The sequence below is a fragment of the Bacillus sp. N12A5 genome (genome assembly GCF_026790125.1).
Lineage (GTDB): Bacteria > Bacillota > Bacilli > Bacillales > Bacillaceae > Bacillus.
The window spans coordinates 299833-326056 of the sequence record NZ_JALAMR010000003.1 but is presented as its reverse complement, the minus strand read 5'-3'; the positions used below and the strand labels follow the sequence as shown (position 1 = coordinate 326056).

The following is a 26224-nucleotide window of genomic DNA, read 5'->3' as shown; positions in this document are numbered from 1 at the left end:
CTCAGTCAGAAACAATCGTTGCATTCCAATCTATGAAATTATATACTACTATTAGTACCTAGTCTTAATTATCCGGATGGTGTTTAGATATGAGAAGAAATAAGAGAGAACGCCAGGAATTACTTCAGCAGACAATTCAAGCAACCCCCTTTATTACAGATGAAGAATTAGCGGGTAAATTTGGGGTGAGCATCCAGACGATACGTTTGGACCGTTTAGAGCTTTCCATACCGGAGCTGAGAGAAAGAATTAAGAACGTGGCAGAGAAGACGCTTGAAGATGAAGTGAAATCCCTGTCACTTGACGAAGTTATCGGAGAAATTATTGACCTTGAGCTGGATGATCAGGCGATATCTATTTTAGAAATCAAACAGGAGCATGTGTTCAGCCGGAATCAAATTGCGAGAGGACACCATTTATTTGCACAGGCGAATTCTTTGGCCGTTGCAGTCATTGATGACGAGCTGGCGCTGACTGCAAGTGCAGACATCCGCTTTACAAGACAGGTAAAGCAGGGGGAACGTGTTGTAGCGAAAGCAAAAGTGACGGCGGTTGAAAAAGAAAAAGGAAGAACGGTTGTCGAAGTGAACAGCTATGTCGGCGAAGAAATTGTTTTTTCTGGACATTTTGACATGTACCGTTCAAAACATTCATAAAGGTGGAGCATGCATGAGAATAGCTGTAGATGCAATGGGAGGAGACCACGCTCCCAAAGCTGTTATTGACGGAGTTAAAAAGGGTATAGAGGCATTTGATGATCTCCATATCACACTTGTCGGTGACAAAACAACGATAGAATCACATTTAACAACAACATCAGATCGCATCACGGTGCTGCACGCAGATGAAGTGATTGAGCCGACGGATGAACCGGTTCGCGCCGTGCGAAGAAAAAAGAACTCATCTATGGTCTTGATGGCTCAGGAAGTTGCGGAAAACAGAGCTGACGCCTGCATTTCAGCAGGAAACACCGGTGCGTTAATGACAGCCGGTCTGTTTATTGTCGGAAGAATTAAAGGGATTGACCGCCCGGCGCTTGCCCCTACACTTCCGACCGTTTCAGGAGACGGATTTCTTCTCCTTGATGTCGGCGCCAATGTCGATGCCAAACCGGAGCATCTCGTTCAATACGCCATCATGGGTTCTGTTTATTCTCAGCAAGTGCGTGGTGTTTCTTCACCGAGAGTCGGTCTTTTAAATGTCGGAACAGAAGATAAAAAAGGAAACGAACTCACGAAGCAGACGTTTCAATTACTAAAAGAAACAGCAAACATCAATTTTATCGGAAACGTGGAGGCGCGAGACCTATTAGATGATGTAGCGGATGTTGTAGTAACAGACGGTTTTACCGGGAATGTTACACTCAAAACGCTGGAAGGCTCTGCGTTGTCTATTTTTAAAATGATGAAAGAAGTGCTGATGTCTAATTTCACATCTAAGCTTGCGGCAGCCGTATTAAAGCCGAAGTTGAAAGAAATGAAAATGAAAATGGAGTATTCGAATTATGGCGGAGCAAGTCTTTTCGGCTTGAAAGCACCTGTGATCAAGGCGCACGGCTCTTCAGATTCGAATGCAGTTTTTCATGCGATTCGTCAAGCAAGAGAGATGGTCAGCCAAAATGTGGCTGCGCTCATTCAGGAAGAAGTTAAAGAAGAAAAAACAGATGAGTAGTCTGGAGGTTTTTACATCATGAGTAAGATTGCATTTTTATTCCCGGGTCAGGGATCACAATTTATCGGCATGGGAAAAGAGCTTTATGATCAGGTGCCTGCTGCAAAGCGTCTGTTCGATGAAGCGGATGAAACGTTGGAAACAAAACTCAGCTCATTGATTTTTGAAGGTGACGCTAAAGAATTAACACTTACATACAATGCGCAGCCTGCTTTGCTAACAACAAGCATTGCTGTTCTTGAAAAATTCAAAGAATCAGGCATTACACCTGATTTCACAGCAGGGCACAGCCTTGGCGAATATTCCGCACTGGTCGCGTCTGGCGCACTGTCTTTCAAAGATGCTGTTTATACTGTCAGAAAACGCGGAGAGTTTATGAATGAAGCGGTGCCGGCTGGTGAAGGAGCTATGGCTGCGATTCTTGGCATGGACGCTGAAGCGTTAAAGCAAGTAACTGATAAAGTTACGGAAGAAGGCCACCTTGTACAGCTTGCGAATCTCAACTGTCCCGGACAAATCGTTATATCCGGAACAGCTAAAGGGGTAGAGCTTGCATCTGAACAGGCAAAAGGGAACGGCGCAAAACGTGCAATTTCGCTTGAAGTAAGCGGTCCGTTCCATTCTGAACTGATGAAGCCTGCTGCTGAAAAGCTGAAGGAAGTATTAGACGCCTGTGCCATCCAAGACGCTGATGTCCCGGTCATCTCTAATGTTTCTGCTGATGTTATGACTGATAAAGCAGAAATCAAAGAGAAACTGATTGAGCAGCTCTATTCTCCGGTTCGTTTTGAGGAAAGCATTAACAAGCTGATTGCAGAGGGTGTTACGACTTTTATTGAAATCGGTCCCGGAAAAGTGCTTTCAGGCCTAGTGAAAAAAGTAAACAGACGCTTAAAAACAATTGCTGTATCAGATCCGGAAACGATCGAGCTGGCAATTCAAACGCTCAAGGAGGAGAATGAAAATGCTTAATGACAAAACGGCTATTGTCACTGGCGCATCCCGCGGTATCGGCCGCTCAATCGCCCTTGACCTGGCAAAAAGCGGCGCCAATGTTGTCGTGAACTACTCCGGCAATGAAGCGAAAGCAAATGAAGTGGTAGATGAAATCAAATCTATGGGCAGAAACGCAATTGCTGTCAAAGCGGATGTATCAAATCCCGAAGATGTACAAAACATGATAAAAGAAACGCTATCAGTTTTTTCTACGATTGACATTCTTGTTAATAATGCCGGGATTACAAAAGACAATCTTATCATGAGAATGAAAGAAGACGAATGGGATGACGTTATTAACATTAACCTGAAGGGTGTTTTCAACTGCACGAAAGCTGTTACAAGACAAATGATGAAACAGCGTTCAGGCCGCATTATTAACGTATCGTCTATCGTCGGCGTCAGCGGAAATCCTGGACAGGCCAACTACGTGGCTGCAAAAGCCGGCGTGATCGGTTTAACAAAATCATCTGCTAAGGAGCTTGCAAGCCGCAATATTACAGTAAATGCGATTGCGCCTGGATTTATCTCAACCGATATGACAGATAAGCTTACAAAAGACGTTCAAGACGAAATGCTGAAACAAATTCCGCTCGCGCGCTTTGGGGAACCTAGCGATGTCAGCAGCGTTGTCACGTTCCTTGCTTCAGAGGGAGCCCGTTACATGACAGGCCAAACGCTTCATATTGACGGCGGAATGGTGATGTAAGTTTTTCTCGAAAATTTCATCATAGTTTCTCTAGTTTTTTAAAAACGAATCCACTATAATACTTGAGGGGAGGTGAATTGCTATGGCAGATACATTAGAGCGTGTAACGAAAATCATCGTAGATCGCCTTGGCGTTGATGAAGCAGACGTCAAACTTGAAGCTTCTTTCAAGGAAGACTTAGGTGCTGATTCCCTAGATGTAGTTGAGCTTGTTATGGAACTTGAAGACGAGTTTGATATGGAAATTTCTGACGAAGATGCTGAAAAGATTGCAACAGTCGGCGACGCTGTGAACTACATACAAAACCAGCAATAAGCTGATGCTAAAAGTCCCGCCGAAATGCGGGGCTTTAGCCCTTTATTCGTGCAGTTATTACAGCATGCCGCTTTTACGCGCGCTGTATCCGGTTTAGTCAGAGAAGCGCGGTGAACCTGATGTGCCTATGGAGGTTACTATGTCAAAACACTCACATTATAAAGATAAAAAAAAGTTCTATAAAAAAGTAGAACAATTTAAAGAGTTTCAAGAACGGATTTCGGTTCACTTTCAAAATGAAAAGCTTTTGTATCAAGCATTTACACATTCATCTTATGTGAATGAGCATCGGAAAAAGCCGTATGAAGATAATGAAAGGCTTGAATTTTTAGGTGACGCTGTTTTGGAACTGACGATCTCCAGATTCTTATTTGCCAAGTACCCGGCTATGAGTGAAGGAGATTTGACGAAATTGAGAGCCGCGATTGTATGCGAACCGTCTCTCGTTTCATTGGCTCACGAACTGTCATTTGGCGACCTTGTCCTCTTGGGGAAAGGTGAGGAAATGACAGGAGGAAGAAAGCGTCCTGCTCTATTAGCGGATGTTTTTGAGGCATTTATCGGAGCCTTGTATCTTGACCAAGGATTAGAGCCGGTCGAAAGTTTCTTAAAAGTTTATGTGTTCCCTAAAATTAACGATGGTGCTTTTTCTCATGTGATGGATTTCAAAAGCCAGCTGCAGGAATACGTGCAGCGGGACGGCAAAGGCTCTCTGGAGTATAAAATCTCCAACGAAAAAGGACCTGCGCACAACCGTGAATTTGAAGCCATCGTATCTCTAAAAGGTGAACCACTCGGAGTCGGAAACGGCCGTTCAAAGAAAGAAGCCGAACAGCACGCAGCTCAGGAAGCTTTAGCTAAATTGCAAAAACACCATACGAAACAATAAAATCCCCCTTATGACTCAGGGGGATTTCAGTATGTATGCCGTCTTATTTCACCAATGTTTATGATAGAATTGAAATACTTATTACATAAGGAGGATCGCTATGTTCCTCAAACGTTTAGACGTTATAGGATTTAAATCATTTGCAGAACGGATTTCCGTAGATTTTGTAAAAGGCGTTACAGCGGTTGTCGGCCCGAACGGAAGCGGAAAAAGCAATATCACAGATGCTATTCGCTGGGTTCTCGGAGAACAATCCGCCCGGTCTCTTCGCGGCGGAAAAATGGAAGATATCATTTTTGCCGGCAGTGATTCGAGAAAGCGATTAAATCTAGCTGAAGTTACGCTTACTCTTGATAATGATGACCATTTCTTGCCGATTGACTTCCATGAGGTCAGTGTCACAAGGCGTGTGTACAGATCAGGCGAGAGTGAGTTTCTGATTAACAATCAGCCGTGCCGCTTAAAAGATATTATTGATTTATTTATGGACTCTGGACTAGGTAAAGAAGCATTTTCTATTATCAGCCAAGGGAAAGTGGAAGAGATTCTGAGCAGCAAAGCAGAGGATCGCCGCAGTATCTTTGAAGAAGCGGCCGGGGTGCTTAAATATAAAACGAGAAAGAAAAAAGCAGAAAATAAACTGTTTGAGACACAGGACAATTTAAATCGGGTAGAAGATATATTACATGAGCTTGAAGGACAGGTTGAACCTCTTAAAATTCAAGCTTCAATAGCGAAAGACTACCTTGAGAAAAAGAAAGAGCTGGAGCATGTTGAAATTGCGCTGACTGCCTATGATATCGAAGAGCTGCATGGTAAATGGTCAACGCTTAAAGAGAAAGTGCAGCTTGCAAAGGAAGAAGAGCTCGCTGAATCGTCTGCGATTTCTGCGAAGGAAGCAAAAATTGAGGATACGCGGGACAAAATTCAAGCACTTGATGAATCTGTAGATGAGCTTCAGCAGGTCTTATTGGTGACGAGTGAAGAGCTGGAGAAGCTTGAAGGCCGTAAAGAAGTCTTGAAAGAACGCAAGAAAAACGCTGTGCAAAACCAAGAACAGCTTGAGGAAGCCATCGTTCAGTTCCAGCAAAAGGAAACGGAGCTGAAAGAAGAGCTTGCGAAGCAGGAAGCAGTCTTCGAAACGCTTCAGGCAGAGGTGAAACAGTTAAGAGCTCAGGTAAAAGAAAAACAGCAGGCTCTCAGTCTTCACAATGAAAATGTCGAAGAGAAAATCGAGCAGCTGAAAAGCGATTACTTTGAGCTGTTGAACAGCCAGGCTTCAATTCGCAACGAGCTCCAGCTGCTGGATGACCAGATGTCCCAATCGGCTGTTATATTGCAGAGGCTTGCGGACAACAATGAAAAGCATCTACAGGAACGGCGCGATATTTCTGCGCGAAAAGCCGCATGTGAAACAGAGTTTGCCCGAATCGAGCAGGAGATTCACAGCCAAGTCGGTGCATATCGTGACATGCAGACAAAATATGAGCAGAAAAAGCGCCAATACGAAAAAAATGAATCGGCTCTCTATCAGGCATACCAATATGTTCAGCAGGCGAGATCGAAAAAGGACATGCTTGAGACGATGCAGGGGGATTTCTCAGGCTTTTATCAAGGTGTTAAAGAAGTGCTGAAAGCAAAAGATCGCCTTGGCGGCATTCGCGGAGCGGTCCTTGAGCTGATCTCAACAGAGCGAAAGTATGAAACGGCCATTGAGATTGCACTTGGCGCTTCTGCCCAGCATGTTGTGACCGACGATGAACAATCTGCCCGCAAAGCGATTCAATATTTAAAACAGAATTCCTTCGGCCGGGCGACGTTTTTGCCTCTATCTGTTATCAAAGATCGTCAGCTTCAAAGCCGGGACGCAGAAACGGCAGCACAGCACTCGTCATTTCTCGGAGTTGCCAGTGAGCTTGTCACATTTGATCCAACGTATCGGCGCGTCATCCAGAATCTTCTTGGAACGGTACTGATCACAGAGGATTTAAAGGGAGCAAACGAGCTTGCGAAGCTTCTCGGGCACCGGTACCGCATCGTGACCCTTGAGGGAGATGTCGTGAATCCTGGAGGTTCGATGACGGGAGGCGCAGTGAAAAAGAAAAACAACTCGCTGCTTGGAAGAAGCCGGGAGCTTGAAGATGTGACGAAACGGCTTGCTGAAATGGAAGAGAAAACAGCACTGCTTGAACAAGAAGTGAAAACCCTTAAGCAATCCATTCAGGATATGGAGAAAAAACTGGCTGATTTAAGAGAAACCGGGGAAGGCTTAAGGTTAAAACAGCAAGACGTAAAAGGACAGCTGTATGAACTTCAGGTTGCCGAGAAAAATATCAACACCCATTTAGAGCTCTATGATCAAGAAAAATCTGCTCTGGCAGAAAGCGATGAAGAGAAGAAAGCGCGTAAACAAAAGCTGGAAGAAGAGCTTTCTGCCGTGTCAGAAAAGATGAAACAGCTAGAAGAGAACATTGACAGACTGACAAAACAAAAACAAACCCAATCCTCAACGAAAGAGTCTCTCTCCAACGAGCTGACTGAGCTGAAGATCACAGCGGCCAAAAAAGAGCAGGCATGCAAGGGGGAAGAGGATAACCTTGCGAGATTAAAGAAAGAGCTCACAGAAACAGTGCTTGCTTTAAAAGAAGCGAAAGAAGACTTAAGCTTCTTAACGTCAGAAATGTCATCAAGCACCAGCGGCGAAGAGAAGCTGGAAGAAGCCGCAAAACATAAATTGAATGACAAAACGAAAACGATCGAACTGATTGCGTTAAGACGCGATCAGCGTATCAAGCTTCAGCAGGGGCTTGATACGTGTGAGCGTGAGCTGAAAGAAATGAAACGCCTGTATAAACAAAAAACAACGCTTCTCAGAGACGAAGAAGTCAAACTCGGGCGAATGGAAGTCGAGCTTGATAATTTACTCCAGTACTTACGGGAGGAATACAGCCTGTCCTTTGAGGGGGCAAAAGAGAAATACCAGCTTGAAACTGATCCAGAGGAAGCGCGAAAGCGCGTGAAGCTGATTAAACTCGCAATCGAAGAGCTGGGCACCGTAAACCTCGGAAGCATAGATGAGTTTGAGAGGGTCAACGAACGGTATAAGTTTCTGTCAGAACAAAAAGAAGATTTGACAGAAGCGAAAAATACCCTGTTCCAAGTGATTGAAGAAATGGATGAAGAAATGACGAAGCGCTTTAACGACACATTCGTCCAAATCCGCTCACACTTTGATCAAGTCTTCCGCTCATTATTTGGAGGAGGAAGAGCTGAACTCAGACTCACCGACCCTAACGACCTGCTTCACTCAGGAGTCGAAATTATTGCACAGCCGCCGGGGAAAAAACTGCAAAACTTAAATCTGCTGTCTGGCGGAGAGCGTGCGCTTACTGCTATAGCGCTCTTATTCTCAATCTTAAAGGTCCGTCCTGTGCCGTTTTGCGTCCTTGACGAAGTAGAGGCTGCGCTTGACGAAGCAAATGTGTTCCGATTTGCGCAGTATTTAAAAAAATACAGCAGCGATACTCAGTTTATTGTGATTACCCACAGAAAAGGGACGATGGAGGAAGCGGATGTGCTTTATGGCATAACAATGCAGGAATCCGGTGTTTCCAAGGTAATCTCAGTGAAGCTGGAAGAAACAAAAGAATTCGTTCAGTAACGAGGAAAGAGGTTAAAAGATGAGCTTTTTTAAAAAATTAAAAGAGAAAATCACAAAACAGACAGATTCCGTATCTGAGAAGTTTAAGGATGGCCTTGAAAAAACAAGAAACTCCTTTCAAAACAAAGTGAATGATCTTGTGTCCCGTTACCGTAAAGTGGATGAGGATTTCTTTGAAGAGCTTGAAGAGGTTCTCATCAGCGCGGATGTCGGTTTTACAACCGTTATGGAATTAATAGATGAGCTGAAAAAAGAAGTCAAACGCAGAAATATTCAAGATCCAAAGGAAGTCCAGTCAGTGATTTCTGAGAAACTGGTCGAGATTTATAACAGCGGAGATGAACAAATTTCAGAACTGAACATCCAGGATGGGCGTTTAAACGTAATCCTTCTGGTAGGTGTAAACGGCGTCGGGAAAACAACAACGATCGGAAAGCTTGCCCATAAAATGAAACAAGAAGGAAAATCTGTCGTACTTGCCGCCGGAGACACTTTCAGAGCGGGAGCCATTGAACAGCTGGAAGTATGGGGAGAGCGCACGGGAGTGCCTGTCATTAAGCAGACGGCCGGAAGCGATCCAGCGGCTGTCATTTACGATGCTGTTCATGCTGCTAAAGCCAGAAATGCAGATGTATTAATCTGTGATACGGCAGGGCGTCTCCAAAACAAAGTAAACCTGATGAAAGAGCTTGAAAAAGTGAAGCGCGTTATCGAAAGAGAAGTTCCTGAAGCGCCGCATGAGGTACTGCTAGCCCTTGATGCCACTACCGGCCAAAACGCAATGGCGCAGGCGAAGGAATTCTCTAAAGCAACAAACGTGACCGGCATTGCTTTAACCAAGCTTGATGGTACGGCAAAAGGCGGTATTGTCCTTGCGATCCGCAACGAGCTACACATCCCGGTTAAACTAGTCGGATTAGGCGAAAAAGTTGATGATCTTCAGGAATTTGATCCTGAATCGTATGTGTACGGACTCTTTTCAGATTTAGTGGAAAAAGCCGACGATTAAAAAAAGGCCCCCACCTTTTGGGGCCTTTTTCTTTTTATCTTCTCACTTGATAAGCGAAATGATAAAGGCTGTTATCAGTGGATACCAGTCTTGAATCTCCTGAATAAACTCTGAATGGAATAATGTCATAGTAATGAACGGAAACAGATGTGTAATATGTGTAGTATCCAGCGGCTGGTCCTAAATACATTGGAACATCAAAAGTTCCGTTTGCATCAGTTGTTCCTGAAGCTGTTTTTGTTGTGTTTCCGACCTTCGTATCTGCTTCAAATCTTACCGGAGCGTTTGGCACCGGCTGCCCGTTTTGGTCGAGTAATTTGCCGCTTATCGTAATATTGTACTTCACTCGCCAAAATTGACCTTGTCCGTAATTGATTTTACCGTAAACCCCCCCATCTGTACTGATATTTGTAATTGAAGCCTTATAAGGCGCCTCAGCAGCGTCTGCTTGCTGTGCGGGGGAAGCGATTGTCAACACAGCTGCCAAACACAGCATAAACAATAAACCGATTTTTTTCATAAGACATCCTCCTTTAAAATAGGGTTCATATACAATATCGGAATAAATTGGATGATATTTAGCGCATTTTGGAAAAAACAATCAATGCTTTGACAAGATAAAAACTTGACAGTCTCAACAAAACCATGTAAACTAAGTTATCGTAAAGGGATTTGACTTAACAAAGGGGAGAGCTCAAATGTCACTCGAAAAGACAACGAGAATGAACTATCTGTTTGATTTTTATCAGTCGTTGTTGACGTCAAAACAGAAGAGCTATATGTCGCTTTATTATTTGGACGATTTCTCCCTAGGCGAAATAGCCGAAGAATATGAGGTTTCAAGACAAGCTGTTTATGATAACATCAAACGAACAGAAGCGATGCTTGAACAATATGAAGAAAAGCTGCTCCTTTTGAAAAAGTTTCAGGAGCGTAAAGAGATGTTTAATAAGCTGAAGGAGCTTGCTTCCGGTTCAAAAGAAGAGGAAGAAATTACAGCTCTGATTGAAGCGCTTGAGAAATTAGATTAGGAGGCGGCAAACTATGGCATTTGAAGGATTAGCCGACCGACTGCAGCAGACGATTTCTAAAATCCGCGGAAAAGGGAAAGTCAGCGAACAAGATGTTAAAGAAATGATGCGTGAGGTTCGTCTTGCGCTGCTTGAGGCTGACGTTAACTTTAAAGTAGTCAAGGATTTTGTTAAAAAAGTAAGTGAACGCGCTGTAGGCCAAGACGTCATGAAAAGTCTGACGCCCGGCCAGCAGGTCATTAAAGTTGTTAAAGAGGAACTGACTGAGCTGATGGGCGGCGAAGAGAGCAAAATCGCCGTCGCAAAAAGGCCGCCGACTGTTATTATGATGGTCGGTCTCCAAGGTGCAGGTAAAACGACAACAAGCGGTAAGCTTGCGAATCTGCTGCGCAAAAAGCATAATCGCAAACCCATGCTGGTTGCTGCCGATATTTACCGTCCAGCCGCTATTAAGCAGCTGGAAACGCTCGGCAAACAGCTTGACATGCCTGTTTTCTCTCTTGGTGATCAGGTCAGTCCTGTAGAAATAGCGAAACAGGCTATTGAGAAAGCCAAAGAAGAACATTATGACTATGTTATTTTGGATACGGCAGGCCGCTTGCATATCGACCATGAACTGATGGATGAACTGACTAACGTCAAAGAAATCGCAAATCCGGAAGAAATCTTCCTAGTTGTCGATTCAATGACCGGGCAGGACGCTGTAAATGTTGCCAAAAGCTTTAATGAACAGCTCGGCTTAACCGGTGTTGTGTTGACTAAGCTTGATGGAGACACACGCGGCGGTGCAGCCCTTTCTATTCGCGCGGTCACAAACACGCCGATTAAGTTCGCCGGTTTAGGCGAAAAGCTCGATGCATTAGAACCGTTCCATCCTGAACGCATGGCATCAAGGATTCTCGGCATGGGCGACGTGCTGACATTGATTGAAAAAGCACAGGCCAGCGTTGATGAAGACAAAGCCAAAGAGCTGGAACAAAAAATGAGAACGATGAGCTTCACATTGGACGATTTTCTGGAGCAGCTCGGGCAGGTCAGAAACATGGGGCCGCTTGATGAGCTTCTGCAAATGATGCCGGGTGCAGGTAAAATGAAAGGCCTGAAAAACATCCAGGTTGATGAAAAGCAGCTGAATCATGTGGAAGCGATCATCAAATCAATGACTGTTCTTGAAAAAGAACAGCCGGATATCATCAATGCCAGCCGGCGGAAGCGGATTGCGAAAGGAAGCGGGACGTCCGTGCAGGAGGTCAACCGTCTGCTTAAGCAGTTTGAAGAAATGAAAAAAATGATGAAGCAGATGACAAACATGTCAAAAGGCAAGAAAAAAGGGTTTAAGCTACCTTTTATGTAATCGGTTATACATGATAAAACCGTTGTTAAGAAAAAACACTTTACAAACACTTTTATCATTGTTAATATACTATCTTGTTGAAATATTTTCGGAGGTGCTAGTAAAATGGCAGTAAAAATTCGTTTAAAACGTATGGGAGCAAAAAAATCTCCTTTCTATCGTATTGTTGTAGCAGATTCTCGTTCACCACGTGACGGCCGTTTCATTGAAACAGTCGGAACTTACAACCCGGTTGCAAAACCAGCGGAAGTAAAAATCGACGAAGAGCTTGCTCTTAAATGGCTTCAAACTGGAGCGAAACCATCTGATACAGTTCGCAACTTGTTCTCTAGCCAAGGAATCATGGAAAAATTCCACAACGCTAAACAAGGCAAGTAATGACTGATCAACACTTGGAAGATTTGATTGTCCAAATTGTGACGCCGCTTGTTGATCATCCAGATGACATTCGCGTCATAAGAGAAGAAACCGATCAAAAGATTGCGCTGCGCTTATCTGTCCATAAGTCAGATACCGGTAAAGTTATCGGAAAGCAAGGCCGGACTGCAAAAGCGATTCGAACAGCTGTATTTGCAGCTGGCGCACAGTCTTCTAAGAAAGTTCAATTTGAGATATTTGACTAAAAGGGAGAGGGCCGGCACCTCCCCTTTTTTTACACGCAAAAAAAGGGTAAACTGATAGAAGCTTAGGCAAAATAGAAAAGCCTGGGCCAAAAAAGTTTTAAAAGCAGGGAGCTTGGTGTGATGCAAATTATTCACCGTGTAGCCGTTATGCAAGTCTTAACCGAGCACAGCAAAGAAAAGCTTTTAGCTTCTTTTGCCGAAAAGAAACAAATGCTTGAACGAGAATGCAGCCAGCTCTATTTTCAGCTTAGAAAACATGAGAAAGAACAGCAAAACCCAGATATGATTGAACAATTTAAAAAGGCAATAGAAAAGCGAAAAGATAATATAAAAATCATCGATTTTCAAATTGCTCAAGTACATACATTGCCGCTTGGCAGTGAGATGAAAGAAAAGGAAGTCGATGCGCTGCTGACAATCGAAGCCGGGGATGACTGGCATGAGAAAACAGCAGCAAACACCATCGTCATAAAAGACGGAAAAGTAATTGAAATTCGCCAGAGGTGATCATATGACAAAGCGATGGTTTAATGTAGGTAAAATCGTAAACACCCACGGGATTAAAGGCGAGGTGCGGGTGATTTCGAAAACAGATTTTGCGGAAGAACGGTACAAGCCGGGCAACAAGCTGTATTTGTTTATGGACGGACGTAACGAACCAGTAGAAGTAACAGTAAACACGCACAGACTGCATAAGCAATTTCACCTGCTGCAGTTTCAAGAAAGACAAAGCCTGAATGAAGCAGAGGAACTTAAAAACGCAATCATTAAAGTGCCTGAAGAAGATTTAGGAGAGCTGAATGAGGGAGAATTTTATTTCCACGAAATCATAGGGTGCGAAGTATTTACCGAAGACGGTGAACTCATTGGAAAGGTCAAAGAAATTTTGACGCCTGGGGCTAATGACGTTTGGGTTATCGGGCGAAAAGGGAAAAAAGATGCACTCATTCCTTATATTGAATCAGTGGTCAAACATATCGATGTCAGCGAAAAGAAAATTGAGATTGAACTTATGGAAGGATTAATAGACGAATGAAAATCGACTTTTTGACGCTGTTTCCCGAAATGTTTGAAGGCGTGCTCGGCTCATCCATTCTCCAAAAAGCCCAGGAAAAAGAGGCGGTGCAGTTTCAGGTCGTAAATTTCCGGGAGTATTCTGATAACAAGCATAATACTGTTGATGATTACCCTTATGGCGGCGGCGCAGGCATGGTTCTCAAGCCTCAGCCTGTTTTTGACGCCGTCGAGGACCTGACATCAAAGGCAGCTGCTCCTCCGCGTATTATCCTCGTCTGTCCGCAAGGTGAGCGTTTTACCCAAAAAAAAGCTGAACAATTAGCAAAGGAAGAGCATTTGCTGTTTATTTGCGGCCACTATGAAGGCTATGATGAACGCATTCGCGAGCATCTGGTGACAGATGAAATATCCATTGGTGATTTTGTCCTGACGGGCGGTGAGCTTCCTGCAATGATGATTGCAGACAGTGTCGTCAGACTGCTTCCGGGTGTGCTGGGCAAAGAAGCTTCTCATATTGAGGATTCATTCAGCACCGGCCTCTTAGAGCACCCGCATTATACAAGACCGGCAGATTACAAAGGTTTAAAAGTGCCTGAAACACTCCTGTCAGGAAACCATGCAAAAATCAAAGAATGGCGGAGTAAAGAATCGATCAGAAGGACCTATTTAAGACGCCCGGATCTTTTAAAAGACTACCCCCTTACAGAGCAGCAAAGAAAATGGATTTCTGAATGGGAAAAAGAATAGATTTTATTGCACAGGCTATGAAATTGTGATAAGATACTATTTGTGGCTTAAGCGGGCTTATCCGCTGCAGCTTGAAAACGATGTTCCGCTGTGCCGGGTTTTGTGGCCAAGAGCATCTGTTGGAAGGAGTTGAAAACGATGCAAAAACTAATTGAAGATATCACAAAAGAACAGCTTCGCACTGATCTTCCTGCGTTCCGTCCTGGTGACACTTTACGTGTACACGTGAAAGTTGTTGAGGGTAACCGTGAGCGTATCCAGATCTTTGAAGGTGTTGTGATTAAGCGTCGTGGTGGTGGAATCAGCGAAACGTTCACAGTTCGTAAGATTTCTTACGGTGTTGGCGTTGAACGTACTTTCCCTGTACACACACCAAAAATCGCGAAAATCGAAGTTGTACGTTACGGTAAAGTACGCCGTGCTAAACTTTACTACCTGCGTGAACTTCGCGGAAAAGCGGCTCGTATTAAAGAGATCAGACGATAATGATAACGAACGAAAAGAGCTTGTTACCTGTAACAAGCTCTTTTTTTATACAGAATTTGAAAATGCCGGACAGGCATCGTAAAATACATAAAGGGCAACAAAGAATCTTGCATACTGAAGAGATAAAGGCGGTGTTCGGTCACATGACAATCCAATGGTTCCCAGGCCATATGGCGAAGGCAAGAAGAGAAGTAACCGAAAAATTAAAATTAATTGATATTGTATATGAATTGGTAGATGCCAGAATCCCAATGTCATCAAGAAACCCAATGATTGAAGACATTCTAAAAAATAAGCCGCGAATTATGCTGCTAAACAAGGCCGACAAAGCAGATGCGGCAGTTACACAGCAGTGGAAAGAGCACTTTGAGAACCAGGGGATCCGCTCTCTGTCCATTAACTCTGTAAACGGACAAGGCTTAAATCAAATTGTGCCGGCGTCAAAAGAGATCCTCCAAGAAAAATTTGACCGGATGCGGGCAAAAGGTGTGAAGCCGAGAGCAATTCGCGCTTTGATCATCGGCATTCCGAACGTTGGAAAGTCAACGCTCATTAATCGGCTTGCAAAGAAAAATATAGCAAAAACAGGAGACAGACCTGGTATTACAACATCTCAGCAGTGGGTGAAAGTCGGAAAGGAATTAGAGCTCTTAGATACACCGGGGATTTTATGGCCTAAATTTGAGGACGAGCTAGTCGGCTTGAGACTGGCAGTCACCGGTGCTATTAAAGATTCAATTATCAATTTGCAGGACGTGGCGGTGTTTGGCCTTCGTTTTCTTGAAGAACACTATCCTGAACGGCTTAAAGAGCGCTACGGCCTTGATGAGATCCCAGAGGACATTGCGGAGCTGTTTGATGCAATAGGTGAAAAGCGCGGCTGTCTCATGAGCGGAGGTCTCATTAACTACGATAAGACGACTGAAGTCATCATTCGCGATATCCGCACTGAAAAGTTCGGCAGGCTGTCATTTGAACAGCCAACTATGTAAAGGCGCGCAGAAATGCGGGTCTTTATTTTTTCCTGGCCGAACCGATACATACAGTAAGGAGAAGAGAAAGTGAATACATTAACCGTAAAGGACATTAAAGACCGTTTGCAGGAAGTGAAAGATGAACAAGACCCTTTTATTGCCCAATGCGGAAAAGACCCGAGAAAAAGCGTTCAAACGCTTGTAGAGCAGTGGCTTAAAAAGCAGGCGAAAGAAAAAGCGCTGAAGGAACAATGGCTGAGCATGACTTCCTATGAAAGGCTGGCAAGAAACAAAGGATTTCGCTTGATTGCAGGTGTTGACGAGGTCGGCCGGGGGCCATTGGCAGGACCCGTTGTCGCCAGCGCAGTCATCCTTCCAGAGGAATGTGAAATCCTTGGGCTGACAGACTCCAAAAAGCTTTCAGAAAAAAAGCGTGAGGAATACTACGAGCTTATTATGAAGGAAGCATTAGCGGTCGGAATAGGAATTGTAGAAGCCTCTGTGATTGATGAAATCAATATATATGAAGCTTCAAAGATGGCAATGATGAAAGCGATACACGATATGTCAGAAACACCTGATTATTTGCTTATTGACGCAATGACGCTGCCGCTCGACACGGCTCAGTCATCCATTATAAAAGGTGATGCCAAAAGCGTGTCAATTGCGGCAGGTGCGTGTATTGCGAAAGTAACGAGGGACCGAATGATGAGCGCCTATGCCAAAACATATCCGATGTATGGGTTTGAAAAAAATAAAGGCTATGGGACAAAAGAGCATCTCGAAGCTCTCGCTGCATACGGCCCAACTGAATTGCACCGCAAAACTTTCGCTCCTGTTCAAACTTTCAGATAAACCAATGGACAAGGAGGCACCTTTTTTTAAATGAATATACGAAATGATGTGCAAAAGGCGCTGCAGCACCTTTTTGGAAATACAGCAGTCCCGCAGGAAACAGCAAATGTCAGCGATGCGTTAAATGGGAAGAAGCGTCTCCTTTTAGGAAAAGTGCTTCGTTTATTAGGGGACCAGCATGCGCTGATCCAAGTCGGCAATCAAACTGTTCAGGGAAAACTTGAAACCCAGCTTCGTCCTCAGGCATATTATTGGTTTTCCTACGAAAAAAATACGGCAGAACAGATAGGACGTCTTCAGGTCGTTCAAAGCTTTGACCAAAATCCGAAAACCATTCAGGATGCAGCTGGCAAGCTTTTACATGCCATATCATTGAGACCGTCAAATACGGCTCTCATGATGACAGAAGCAATGCTGAAGAGCAAATCACCCGTAACAGAAAATGATATCAAAACAGCTGTCCGCTGGATGGATACGCTGCCTGCACAAGACACAAAAAAAGCGATTGAAACGGTTCTGTTCGCTTTGAAGCGTGACCTTCCCATTCACCCCGAGGTTTTGAGCGGTGTTCATGCTGTAAAATCGCCTGTTCCTCTGCATCAGCACGTATCCCAGCTGCTTCAGGCAATCAATCAAAGCCCTCAGCAGAGCCAAATGATGGCAAAGCTAAAGGAAGCTGTTACGGTACTTCTTAATAGTGAGATCGATGTCCATGCAGAACGTCTGATTGATAAGCTCAGCTCTCTAACGGACAATAACAAAGCATCTTCTTTAGGCAATACAGTTGGAAACAAGGAGCTTAGCGCACCAGCCGGCTCCCCTAGAGAGGCCAATTTGCCGCCTGTAAACCACACGGCGGAACAGAGAAGCCAGAGAGAGCCTGTTAAAACTTCACCAGACATTCCAATCAAAGAAGCTAGCCAGCTGCTGACAAAGCTGACGGAATCTGCTGAAAAAAACAGTCTTGACATTGTAAAAGAAGCAGCAAATTGGATTAAAGCGGCTGCCTCGTCGGGTAACCGTAAGTCACCTGTTACTTCAGCAATTCTACAGGCGGCACATGTAACAGATCAGGAAGCTGAAGTCTTTTTAAAAGCTGTTCAGCAGACGGCACCTAGTTTGGCCGATAAAGCAGATGTTCTTTCTTTCTTATCCAAAGTGAAAATGGCAATCGGTGCAAGGGACGAGCTTGCATTCATTAAAGCGTTTGAACAAGGAAGCTCAGTCACACCTGACGATATACAATCCATCAAGCTGGCCCTTCATGCCGCAAGAGCGTCGCATGATGTAGCAGATCCTGTCAAACAGGAAGCCGACCAGCTCTTTCATAAATTAAACGGCCAGCTTTTTATGCAGCAGGACCATCCGTCACACAGCCAAATTGTGATGTCGTTTCCGCTGTTTTCGAAGTCTGGAGTTCAGGACATGACTGTTCTTTTTAAAGGAAAGAAAGAAGCGGATGGAAAGCTTGATCCTTCCCATTGCCGCCTTTTGTTTTTGCTGCAGCTGGATACGTTAAAAGAAACGGTTGTTGATTGCTTGATACAGCAAAAAGTCATGACCATTACAATTGAGACTGATTTCGAGCTTCAGGCTGCGATTGATCCGATGGTGCCCGCGCTAAAACAGGGTCTCAAGGAAATGGGATACAGCCTTTCAGGAGTAAAAGCTAAAAAAAGGAGTCTAACTGAAGAAAAGGCTGCAATCGATCAATATATAACAAGCATCAGCAATCAGGAAGTGGATGTGAAAGTATGAAAGAACAGACGCCGATTAGAAAAGCTGTAGCCCTCCATTATGACGAACGAAAAGACAAGGCGCCGAGAGTGATTGCGACAGGAAAGGGCCATGTAGCCGACAATATTATCAAAGAAGCGAAAAAAGCAGGGGTTCCGATTCAAGAAGATCGGACCCTTGTCGAATTAATGCGCCATTTGACTGTAGATGATCAAATTCCGGAAGCCCTTTATGAAACGGTAGCCGAAATTTTTTCGTTTATTTACCGGTTGGACGAGAGTGTAAAAAACAAAAAATAACTAAAATATTCTCCATTCTCTGTTTGAAATTTATGTTTTTAATAAAATAAAAGTTTGAATGTTTAGAAGGATTTTAAGATTTTGCATCGAACTCTAGACAATTCTTCCAGTATTATTATAGAATGAAAGCGCAGTCTATTTTAGTTTTGTTACATAAGTTAGGAGGATGGGAAATGAATATCCATGAGTACCAGGGAAAAGAAGTCCTCAGAAAATATGGGGTATCTGTTCCTGAAGGTAAAGTGGCTTTTACAGCAGATGAAGCAGTTGAGAAAGCAAAGAGCTTATCCAGCTCGGTTTATGTCGTAAAGGCTCAAATTCATGCTGGCGGTCGAGGCAAAGCCGGTGGGGTAAAAATAGCAAAATCATTAGACGAAGTGAAAGCGTATGCCGAGGAACTATTAGGAAAGACCCTCGTTACACATCAGACGGGTCCGGACGGCCAAGTAATAAAACGCTTACTTATTGAAGAAGGCTGCGATATTAAAAAGGAATACTATGTGGGGCTCGTGCTTGACCGCGCCACTTCTAGAATCGTTCTGATGGCTTCTGAAGAAGGCGGAACGGAGATTGAAGAAGTAGCGGAGAAAACACCGGAAAAAATCAAAAAAGCTGTCATTGATCCGGCTGTCGGCCTCCAAGGCTATCAAGCCAGAGAAATCGCATTCGCAATTAATATTCCAAAGGAGCTTGTGGGAAAAGCTGCTAAATTTATGCTTGGACTATATAAAGCCTTTGTTGAGAAAGACTGCTCAATCGCCGAAATCAATCCGCTCGTTGTAACAGGCGACGGAAATGTGATGGCGCTTGATGCGAAATTAAATTTTGACAGCAACGCGTTGTACAGACAAAAGGACATTTTGGAGTACAGAGATTTGGATGAAGAAGATCCGAAAGAAATCGAAGCGTCCAAATATGACTTAAGCTACATTTCCCTAGATGGAAATATCGGCTGTATGGTAAACGGTGCGGGACTTGCAATGTCAACAATGGACATTATCAAGCATTATGGAGGAGAACCGGCCAACTTCCTTGATGTGGGCGGCGGTGCAACCGCAGAAAAAGTCACGGAAGCATTTAAAATCATTCTTTCTGATCAAAACGTTAAAGGGATTTTTGTCAACATTTTCGGCGGCATTATGAAATGTGATGTTATCGCAGAAGGGGTTGTTGAAGCGACAAGACAAGTCGGTTTGACATTGCCGCTGGTCGTCCGACTTGAAGGCACAAACGTGGATCTAGGGAAGAAAATCCTTAGTGAATCAGGATTAAACATAACATCTGCGGAATCAATGGCTGACGGCGCGCAGAAAATCGTATCCTTAGTTTAGGAAAGAATGAAAGGCAGGGGACCAGATAATGAGTGTTTTTATTAATAAAGATACAAGAGTTATTGTACAAGGGATTACAGGTTCTACCGCTTTATTTCATACGAAGCAGATGCTCGAATACGGCACAAATATCGTAGGCGGTGTAACACCTGGAAAAGGCGGAACTGAAGTGGAAGGAGTTCCGGTCTTTAATACAGTGGCTGAAGCAGTTCAAACAACTGGCGCTAACGCCTCTGTAATATATGTGCCGGCGCCTTTTGCAGCAGATGCGATTATGGAAGCGGTGGATGCGGAGCTTGATCTCGTGATTTGCATCACTGAGCATATTCCGGTTTTGGATATGGTCAAGGTCAAACGCTTCATGGAAGGCAAGAAAACGAGATTGATAGGGCCGAACTGCCCTGGTGTCATCACACCTGAAGAATGTAAAATCGGCATTATGCCTGGATATATCCATAAAAAGGGTCATGTAGGCGTTGTATCGCGTTCAGGAACATTAACATACGAAGCGGTGCATCAGCTCTCAGAAGCGGGCGTAGGACAATCTACAGCTGTTGGAATCGGCGGCGATCCTGTAAATGGAACAAACTTTATTGATGTCTTAAAAGCGTTTAACGAAGATCCTGAAACACACGCTGTCATTATGATTGGCGAAATCGGTGGTACTGCCGAAGAGGAAGCAGCAGAGTGGGTAAAAGCAAACATGACAAAACCTGTAGTCGGATTTATCGGCGGTAAAACAGCACCTCCAGGGAAACGCATGGGACATGCCGGGGCCATTATTTCCGGCGGAAAAGGGACAGCTGATGAAAAAATCAAAACCCTTAATGCATGCGGCATTGAAGTTGCAGAGACACCTTCAGTAATGGGTGAAACCTTAATCAAGGTGCTGAAAGAGAAAAACTTATTCGAAACTTGCAAAACACATTAATAAAGAAGGGACAGCCGTCTAGGCTGTTCCTGCTTTTTCTGTCAAAAGGAGGTCAATATATTGGATCAGGCCGCAGCCTGTTTAATGATTTGCAGAATCAATCAATTATTATCCCCATCCCTTCTATTAAAATGGTGGAAAGCCGATCCGTCTATGTCGCTGACATCGCCTGTGTTCGAAACTGTTACTCGCGGTAAAGTAAAGGCAGCTGCATTAAAAAATAAAATAGAAGAATATTATCCAAAGCTTCAGCGTGTACTTGCTGTTTATCATGAGCAAGGCATTAACACCATCCCGATTTCTTCAAAGCAATATCCTTTCTGGCTGAAAACCATCTATGATCCCCCTGCCGTCCTGTTTGCAAAGGGTGATATGACCCTTCTTTCTAAAGGAAGGAAAATTGGAATTGTAGGGACAAGACATCCAACAGCTTATGGGATACATGTTGTCAATCATCTTACAAAAGAGCTTTGCCGCAAAGATTGGGTGATTGTCAGCGGATTGGCGGCTGGGATAGACGGAATGTCCCATGCTGCAAGTATTGAGGCGAAAGGCCGGACAATCGGCGTCATTGCAGGCGGATTTCAGAACATTTATCCCCGGGAAAACCTTCAGTTAGCACATTACATGGCTAAACACCATATCCTTCTGTCAGAGCATCCACCGGAAACCAAACCCCAAAAATGGCATTTCCCTATGAGAAACCGTATCATTAGCGGATTAAGTGAAGGCGTTATTGTCGTGCAGGGTAAAGAAAAAAGCGGTTCGCTGATTACTGCATACCAAGCATTGGAGCAAGGGAGAGAAGTATTTGCCGTGCCCGGTTCATTATTTGATCCTTACGCCGGAGGTCCTATTAAACTGATTCAGCAGGGGGCTAAAGCCATATGGTCAGCAGAGGATATTTTCGAGGAGCTTCCTGAGAGAAACGTTCAATATACGGAACCCTTTTGAATTATCGTTTGACAAACGGCATTGTAATATTTAATAATAGTGAGGATTTAAAGTTGCATATTGTTTTGTATTTAAATAATGACGTTCATCATAAAGAATGAATTGTTGAAAGCCAAATAAAGACAGCTGCAAAAATAAAATTGAAATACTTGAAAAGAGAGAGAACACCTCTTGAGGGGGATGAAAATGTCTGATTATCTAGTCATCGTGGAATCGCCCGCTAAGGCGAAAACGATTGAACGTTACTTAGGTAAAAAATATAAAGTAAAAGCATCGATGGGACATGTCCGGGATCTTCCAAAAAGTCAAATGGGAGTTGACATAGAACAAAATTTTGAACCGAAATACATTACCATTCGAGGTAAAGGACCTGTACTAAAAGAGCTTAAAACCGCTGCAAAAAAAGCCAAAAAAGTGTTTCTTGCAGCTGACCCCGACAGAGAAGGGGAAGCGATTGCATGGCACTTGGCACACAGCCTTGATTTGGATCTCAATTCAGACTGCCGCGTGGTATTTAATGAAATTACAAAAGACGCCATCAAGGAATCGTTTAAGCATCCCCGCATGATCAATATGGATTTAGTGGATGCACAGCAGGCGAGACGTATTTTAGACAGGCTTGTCGGATATAAAATCAGTCCAATCCTATGGAAAAAAGTCAAAAAAGGGCTTAGCGCAGGCCGTGTGCAATCTGTTGCCCTCCGTTTGATTATTGACCGTGAAAAAGAAATTAACGACTTTAAACCTGAGGAATATTGGACAATTGACGGCACGTTCTTAAAAGGACAGGAAACGTTTGAAGCGAGCTTTTTCGGAAAGAACGGCAAAAAACTTCCTTTAAATAGTGAAGCTGATGTTAAAGACATCCTTTCTCAGCTTAAAGGCAATAAATATACAGTTGAAAAAGTAACGAAAAAGGAACGCAAACGTAATCCGGCATTGCCTTTTACAACTTCCACCCTGCAGCAGGAAGCGGCCCGCAAACTCAATTTCAGAGCCAAGAAAACGATGATGATTGCACAGCAATTATATGAAGGAATCGATCTTGGAAGAGAAGGAACTGTCGGTCTGATCACGTATATGAGAACGGATTCAACGCGTATTTCAAATACGGCGGTTGAAGAAGCAGCTGCATTTATTGATCAGTCATACGGCAAAGAGTTCTTAGGCGGCAAACGAAAGCCTGCGAAAAAGAATGAAAATGCTCAGGACGCTCACGAAGCAATCCGCCCGACGTCAGTTCTCAGAAAACCAAGCGAATTAAAAGCAGTACTTGGCAGAGATCAGATGAGATTGTATAAATTAATTTGGGAGCGCTTTGTAGCCAGCCAAATGGCGCCTGCAGTTCTCGATACAATGAGTGTCGACCTGACAAACAACGGTTTGACATTCCGTGCAAATGGAAGTAAAGTCAAGTTTTCCGGGTTTATGAAGGTGTATGTTGAAGGAAAAGACGACCAACTGGAAGAAAAAGACCGGATGCTGCCTGATTTGCAAGAAGGCGACACGGTATTATCAAAAGATATAGAACCGGAGCAGCATTTTACCCAGCCGCCTCCGCGCTATACTGAGGCTCGTCTCGTTAAAACCCTTGAAGAACTCGGTATCGGCCGTCCTTCCACATACGCTCCGACGCTTGATACCATTCAGCGGCGCGGCTACGTGGCTTTGGATAATAAACGCTTTGTTCCGACTGAACTAGGGCAGATCGTCCTTGACTTGATCATGGAATTCTTCCCTGAAATCATTAATGTTGAGTTTACGGCAAAAATGGAAAAAGACCTTGATCATGTTGAAGAAGGCAACACGGAATGGGTTAAGATTATCGATAACTTCTATACCGATTTTGAAAAACGGGTCAAAAAGGCCGAAGCGGAAATGAAGGAAGTTGAAATCGAACCGGAATATGCAGGAGAAGATTGTGAATTGTGCAGTTCTCCAATGGTATATAAAATGGGCCGGTATGGTAAATTCTTAGCTTGCTCCAACTTCCCGGACTGCCGGAACACAAAACCGATTGTAAAACAGATCGGCGTGAAGTGCCCGAGCTGCGGTGAAGGAAATATTGTGGAGCGAAAATCGAAAAAGAAACGGGTTTTTTACGGCTGTGACCGTTATCCGGACTGTGAATTCGTTTCCTGGGACAAACCAATTGAACGAAAATGCCCGAAATGCGGAAAAATGCTCGTCGAGAAAAAACTCAAAAAAGGCATACAAGTCCAATGCGTGGAATGCGATTATAAGGAAGAACCACAGAAGTAGCGGTGAGCAGGGTCTTGCTCACCTTCTTTGTGTGTTAAAAGAAGGCCTTGAATAATAAACTAGGAGATGTGAAAGATGAACCAACAAACAGTGAATGTAATCGGAGCCGGACTAGCAGGTAGTGAGGCAGCGTGGCAGCTTGCCAAACGGGGAATTCAAGTCAAATTATATGAAATGCGCCCTGTTAAACAAACGCCTGCGCACCATACAGATAAATTTGCCGAGCTTGTGTGCAGCAACTCTCTGCGCTCCAACACGCTTGCTAACGCTGTCGGTGTATTAAAGGAAGAAATGCGGGCGCTTGATTCAGCTATCATCGCGGCTGCTGACGAATGTTCCGTTCCTGCCGGGGGCGCTCTCGCAGTTGACCGCCATGAATTTGCCGAAAGTGTGACAAATCGGGTAAAAAATCATCCAAACGTAACTGTTATTAATGAAGAAGTCACAGAAATACCCGAAGGCCCTACCATTATCGCAACGGGTCCATTAACGTCAGAATCGTTGTCTGCCCAGCTGAAGGAGCTGACTGGAGAGGACTATTTATATTTTTATGATGCAGCGGCGCCGATTGTAGAAAAAGACAGCCTTGATATGGATAAAGTATACCTGAAATCCCGTTACGATAAAGGGGAAGCAGCGTATTTGAACTGCCCGATGACAGAAGAAGAGTTTGACCGTTTTCATGAAGCATTAACATCAGCAGAAACAGTCCCGTTAAAAGAATTCGAAAAAGAAATCTTCTTTGAAGGCTGCATGCCGATTGAAGTCATGGCAAAACGGGGAAAGAAAACAATGCTTTTCGGACCAATGAAACCCGTTGGTTTAGAGCATCCTGTTACAGGAAAGCGCCCTTATGCTGTTGTTCAGCTCAGACAGGATGATGCTGCAGGAACACTCTACAATATTGTAGGGTTCCAGACTCATTTAAAATGGGGGGACCAAAAAGAAGTTCTTAAATTGATTCCAGGGCTTGAAAATGTAGAAATTGTGAGATACGGCGTGATGCACAGAAATACATTCATTAACTCTCCAAGCCTGTTAAAGCCAACTTATCAATTTAAAAACCGCAGTGACCTGTTCTTTGCAGGCCAAATGACGGGAGTAGAAGGATATGTGGAATCAGCTGCTTCAGGACTGGTAGCAGGCATTAATGCGGCTAAACTTGTTTTAGGAGAAGAGCTTGTCACTTTCCCTCAGGAAACAGCAATAGGCAGCATGGCTCACTATATTACAACAACAAATCAGAAGAACTTCCAGCCGATGAATGCAAACTTTGGGCTTTTAAAAGAATTGCCTGTTAAAATTAAAAATAAAAAAGAGCGGAATGAACAATACGCGAACCGCGCAATTGAGACAATTCGAACAATTTCGAAAACAATATAGGTATTGATTGCAACTTGAACGCGATTTGTGATACCATTTAAAAGCCCTTTCTGGGGAGGAATTAGGCATGGAGAATGTTAAGAATTTCGTAAAGTTATTCGTTGAATATTTACAAATTGAAAAAAATTATTCACAATATACTATTGTGAATTATGTGGATTCAATTGAAGAATTCGAGACTTTCCTGCGCGTTCAAGGTATAAATGGATTTGAAGAAGCTGCATATCAAGATACTAGGATTTTTTTGACAGAAGCCTATGAAAAAGGTTTATCGAGACGAACAATAAGCAAAAAGATATCTGCATTGAGAAGCTTTTATAAATTCCTGATGCGAGAAAAGCTTGTTGAAGAAAATCCGTTTCAGCTTGTTCACTTGCCGAAACAAGAGAAACGGATACCGAAGTTTCTCTATCAAAAAGAGCTTGAAGAACTGTTTGAAGTTTCAGATATAAGCCAGCCGGCCGGAATGAGGGATCAAGCGCTGTTAGAGCTTCTTTATGCCACCGGAATGAGGGTCAGTGAATGCTGTTCCATAACTGTCAGCGATGTAGATTTATTTATGGACACTGTGCTTGTTCACGGTAAAGGCAAGAAGCAGCGCTATATCCCTTTTGGGTCTTACGCCCGCGAAGCGTTGGATAGATATATGAATAGCGGAAGGCAGTGCTTGCTGATAAAAGCAAAAGAACCTCACGATCTATTATTTGTGAATCAAAGAGGCGGACCGCTTACAGCCCGAGGTATCAGACATATTTTAAGCGGGCTTGTCCAAAAAGCGTCCGGCACTTTACATATCCATCCGCATATGCTTCGACATACGTTCGCCACTCATCTGTTAAACGAAGGAGCGGATTTGAGGAGCGTTCAAGAACTGCTCGGGCATTCCAATCTGTCTTCGACACAGATATACACGCACGTTTCGAAGGAAATGTTGAGAAACACATATATGTCTCACCATCCAAGAGCTTTTAAGAAAAATTAAAGGAGGC

At 43.7% G+C, this 26224-nt stretch carries 27 protein-coding genes; 26 read left to right on the top strand and 1 reads right to left on the bottom strand.

The features are described 5' to 3' along the window. The first annotated feature begins 89 nt into the window (after positions 1-89). The 8 genes from fapR to ftsY all read left to right on the top strand — a co-directional run bounded on the left by fapR (position 90) and on the right by ftsY (position 9251). Positions 90-656, top strand: coding sequence for a transcription factor FapR (gene fapR, locus MOC09_RS04875; RefSeq protein ID WP_003221561.1), 567 nt, complete (start codon positions 90-92; stop codon positions 654-656). 13 nt (positions 657-669) lie between these two features. Further along, a complete protein-coding gene (gene plsX / locus MOC09_RS04870) occupies positions 670-1671 on the top strand; it encodes a phosphate acyltransferase PlsX (RefSeq protein ID WP_268360670.1) in 1002 nt (333 codons plus the stop codon). An 18-nt stretch (positions 1672-1689) separates the two neighbouring features. Further along, complete coding sequence (fabD, locus tag MOC09_RS04865; protein WP_268369731.1) at positions 1690-2643, top strand: ACP S-malonyltransferase; 954 nt, start codon at positions 1690-1692, stop codon at positions 2641-2643. Next, complete coding sequence (fabG, locus tag MOC09_RS04860) at positions 2636-3376, top strand: 3-oxoacyl-[acyl-carrier-protein] reductase (protein ID WP_268360672.1); 741 nt, start codon at positions 2636-2638, stop codon at positions 3374-3376. Before fabD ends, fabG begins: the two co-directional genes overlap by 8 nt. A gap of 82 nt (positions 3377-3458) precedes the next feature. Then, positions 3459-3692: an acyl carrier protein gene (gene acpP / locus MOC09_RS04855; RefSeq protein ID WP_003154310.1), complete on the top strand. Its 234-nt coding sequence runs from the start codon at positions 3459-3461 to the stop codon at positions 3690-3692. 139 nt (positions 3693-3831) lie between these two features. Then, positions 3832-4581 carry a ribonuclease III gene (gene rncS, locus MOC09_RS04850; protein ID WP_003232030.1) on the top strand — a complete coding sequence of 250 codons (750 nt, stop codon included), beginning with the start codon at positions 3832-3834 and terminating at the stop codon, positions 4579-4581. Positions 4582-4681: 100 nt separating this feature from the next. Beyond that, positions 4682-8242 (top strand): chromosome segregation protein SMC, encoded by a 3561-nt coding sequence (gene smc, locus MOC09_RS04845; RefSeq protein ID WP_268369729.1) that lies wholly within the window; start codon positions 4682-4684, stop codon positions 8240-8242. Positions 8243-8261: 19 nt separating this feature from the next. Beyond that, on the top strand, positions 8262-9251 hold the full coding sequence (gene ftsY, locus MOC09_RS04840; protein WP_003232026.1) for a signal recognition particle-docking protein FtsY: 990 nt from the start codon (positions 8262-8264) through the stop codon (positions 9249-9251). A gap of 34 nt (positions 9252-9285) precedes the next feature. Here the strand turns inward: ftsY and MOC09_RS04835 are convergent, their stop codons facing one another. Further along, positions 9286-9771: an Ig-like domain-containing protein gene (locus tag MOC09_RS04835; RefSeq protein ID WP_268369727.1), complete on the bottom strand. Its 486-nt coding sequence runs from the start codon at positions 9769-9771 to the stop codon at positions 9286-9288. 178 nt (positions 9772-9949) lie between these two features. Between MOC09_RS04835 and MOC09_RS04830 the strand changes: the two genes are divergently transcribed. The 18 genes from MOC09_RS04830 (at position 9950) to xerC (ending at position 26217) form a co-directional block, all read left to right on the top strand. Further along, a complete protein-coding gene (locus MOC09_RS04830) occupies positions 9950-10282 on the top strand; it encodes a putative DNA-binding protein (protein ID WP_003238590.1) in 333 nt (110 codons plus the stop codon). Between the two features lie 13 nt (positions 10283-10295). After that, positions 10296-11636 (top strand): signal recognition particle protein, encoded by a 1341-nt coding sequence (gene ffh / locus MOC09_RS04825; protein WP_268362903.1) that lies wholly within the window; start codon positions 10296-10298, stop codon positions 11634-11636. A 105-nt stretch (positions 11637-11741) separates the two neighbouring features. Continuing rightward, complete coding sequence (gene rpsP, locus MOC09_RS04820) at positions 11742-12014, top strand: 30S ribosomal protein S16 (protein ID WP_003220815.1); 273 nt, start codon at positions 11742-11744, stop codon at positions 12012-12014. Continuing rightward, a complete protein-coding gene (locus tag MOC09_RS04815) occupies positions 12014-12259 on the top strand; it encodes a KH domain-containing protein (protein ID WP_075746093.1) in 246 nt (81 codons plus the stop codon). Before rpsP ends, MOC09_RS04815 begins: the two co-directional genes overlap by 1 nt. A 120-nt stretch (positions 12260-12379) precedes the next feature. Continuing rightward, positions 12380-12766, top strand: a complete 387-nt coding sequence (locus MOC09_RS04810) for a YlqD family protein (RefSeq protein ID WP_268362902.1) — start codon at positions 12380-12382, stop codon at positions 12764-12766. 4 nt (positions 12767-12770) lie between these two features. Beyond that, entirely contained in the window at positions 12771-13295 is a 525-nt protein-coding gene (rimM, locus tag MOC09_RS04805; protein ID WP_268362901.1) for a ribosome maturation factor RimM, read from the top strand. Further along, positions 13292-14023: a tRNA (guanosine(37)-N1)-methyltransferase TrmD gene (gene trmD, locus MOC09_RS04800; RefSeq protein WP_268362900.1), complete on the top strand. Its 732-nt coding sequence runs from the start codon at positions 13292-13294 to the stop codon at positions 14021-14023. The genes rimM and trmD overlap by 4 nt, the downstream gene beginning before the upstream one ends. Before the next feature lie 138 nt (positions 14024-14161). Further along, positions 14162-14509, top strand: coding sequence for a 50S ribosomal protein L19 (gene rplS / locus MOC09_RS04795; RefSeq protein WP_003220825.1), 348 nt, complete (start codon positions 14162-14164; stop codon positions 14507-14509). Between the two features lie 143 nt (positions 14510-14652). After that, on the top strand, positions 14653-15501 hold the full coding sequence (gene ylqF / locus MOC09_RS04790; protein WP_009967235.1) for a ribosome biogenesis GTPase YlqF: 849 nt from the start codon (positions 14653-14655) through the stop codon (positions 15499-15501). 69 nt (positions 15502-15570) lie between these two features. Beyond that, positions 15571-16338 (top strand): ribonuclease HII, encoded by a 768-nt coding sequence (gene rnhB / locus MOC09_RS04785; protein WP_268369725.1) that lies wholly within the window; start codon positions 15571-15573, stop codon positions 16336-16338. 30 nt (positions 16339-16368) lie between these two features. Beyond that, complete coding sequence (locus tag MOC09_RS04780) at positions 16369-18096, top strand: hypothetical protein (protein WP_268369723.1); 1728 nt, start codon at positions 16369-16371, stop codon at positions 18094-18096. After that, the gene (locus MOC09_RS04775) at positions 18093-18374 is read left to right on the top strand and encodes a FlhB-like flagellar biosynthesis protein (RefSeq protein WP_268360416.1); all 282 of its coding nucleotides are present in this window, start codon (positions 18093-18095) and stop codon (positions 18372-18374) included. Before MOC09_RS04780 ends, MOC09_RS04775 begins: the two co-directional genes overlap by 4 nt. Positions 18375-18547: 173 nt before the next feature. Next, a complete protein-coding gene (gene sucC / locus MOC09_RS04770; RefSeq protein ID WP_268360415.1) occupies positions 18548-19705 on the top strand; it encodes an ADP-forming succinate--CoA ligase subunit beta in 1158 nt (385 codons plus the stop codon). A 28-nt stretch (positions 19706-19733) separates the two neighbouring features. Then, the gene (gene sucD / locus MOC09_RS04765) at positions 19734-20636 is read left to right on the top strand and encodes a succinate--CoA ligase subunit alpha (protein WP_268360414.1); all 903 of its coding nucleotides are present in this window, start codon (positions 19734-19736) and stop codon (positions 20634-20636) included. A 60-nt stretch (positions 20637-20696) separates the two neighbouring features. Beyond that, the gene (gene dprA / locus MOC09_RS04760; protein WP_268360413.1) at positions 20697-21590 is read left to right on the top strand and encodes a DNA-processing protein DprA; all 894 of its coding nucleotides are present in this window, start codon (positions 20697-20699) and stop codon (positions 21588-21590) included. Positions 21591-21776: 186 nt separating this feature from the next. Further along, positions 21777-23852 (top strand): type I DNA topoisomerase, encoded by a 2076-nt coding sequence (gene topA / locus MOC09_RS04755; RefSeq protein ID WP_268360412.1) that lies wholly within the window; start codon positions 21777-21779, stop codon positions 23850-23852. 75 nt (positions 23853-23927) lie between these two features. Further along, entirely contained in the window at positions 23928-25235 is a 1308-nt protein-coding gene (gene trmFO / locus MOC09_RS04750; protein ID WP_268369722.1) for an FADH(2)-oxidizing methylenetetrahydrofolate--tRNA-(uracil(54)-C(5))-methyltransferase TrmFO, read from the top strand. Between the two features lie 67 nt (positions 25236-25302). Further along, positions 25303-26217, top strand: a complete 915-nt coding sequence (gene xerC / locus MOC09_RS04745) for a tyrosine recombinase XerC (RefSeq protein ID WP_268360410.1) — start codon at positions 25303-25305, stop codon at positions 26215-26217. Positions 26218-26224: the final 7 nt, after the last annotated feature.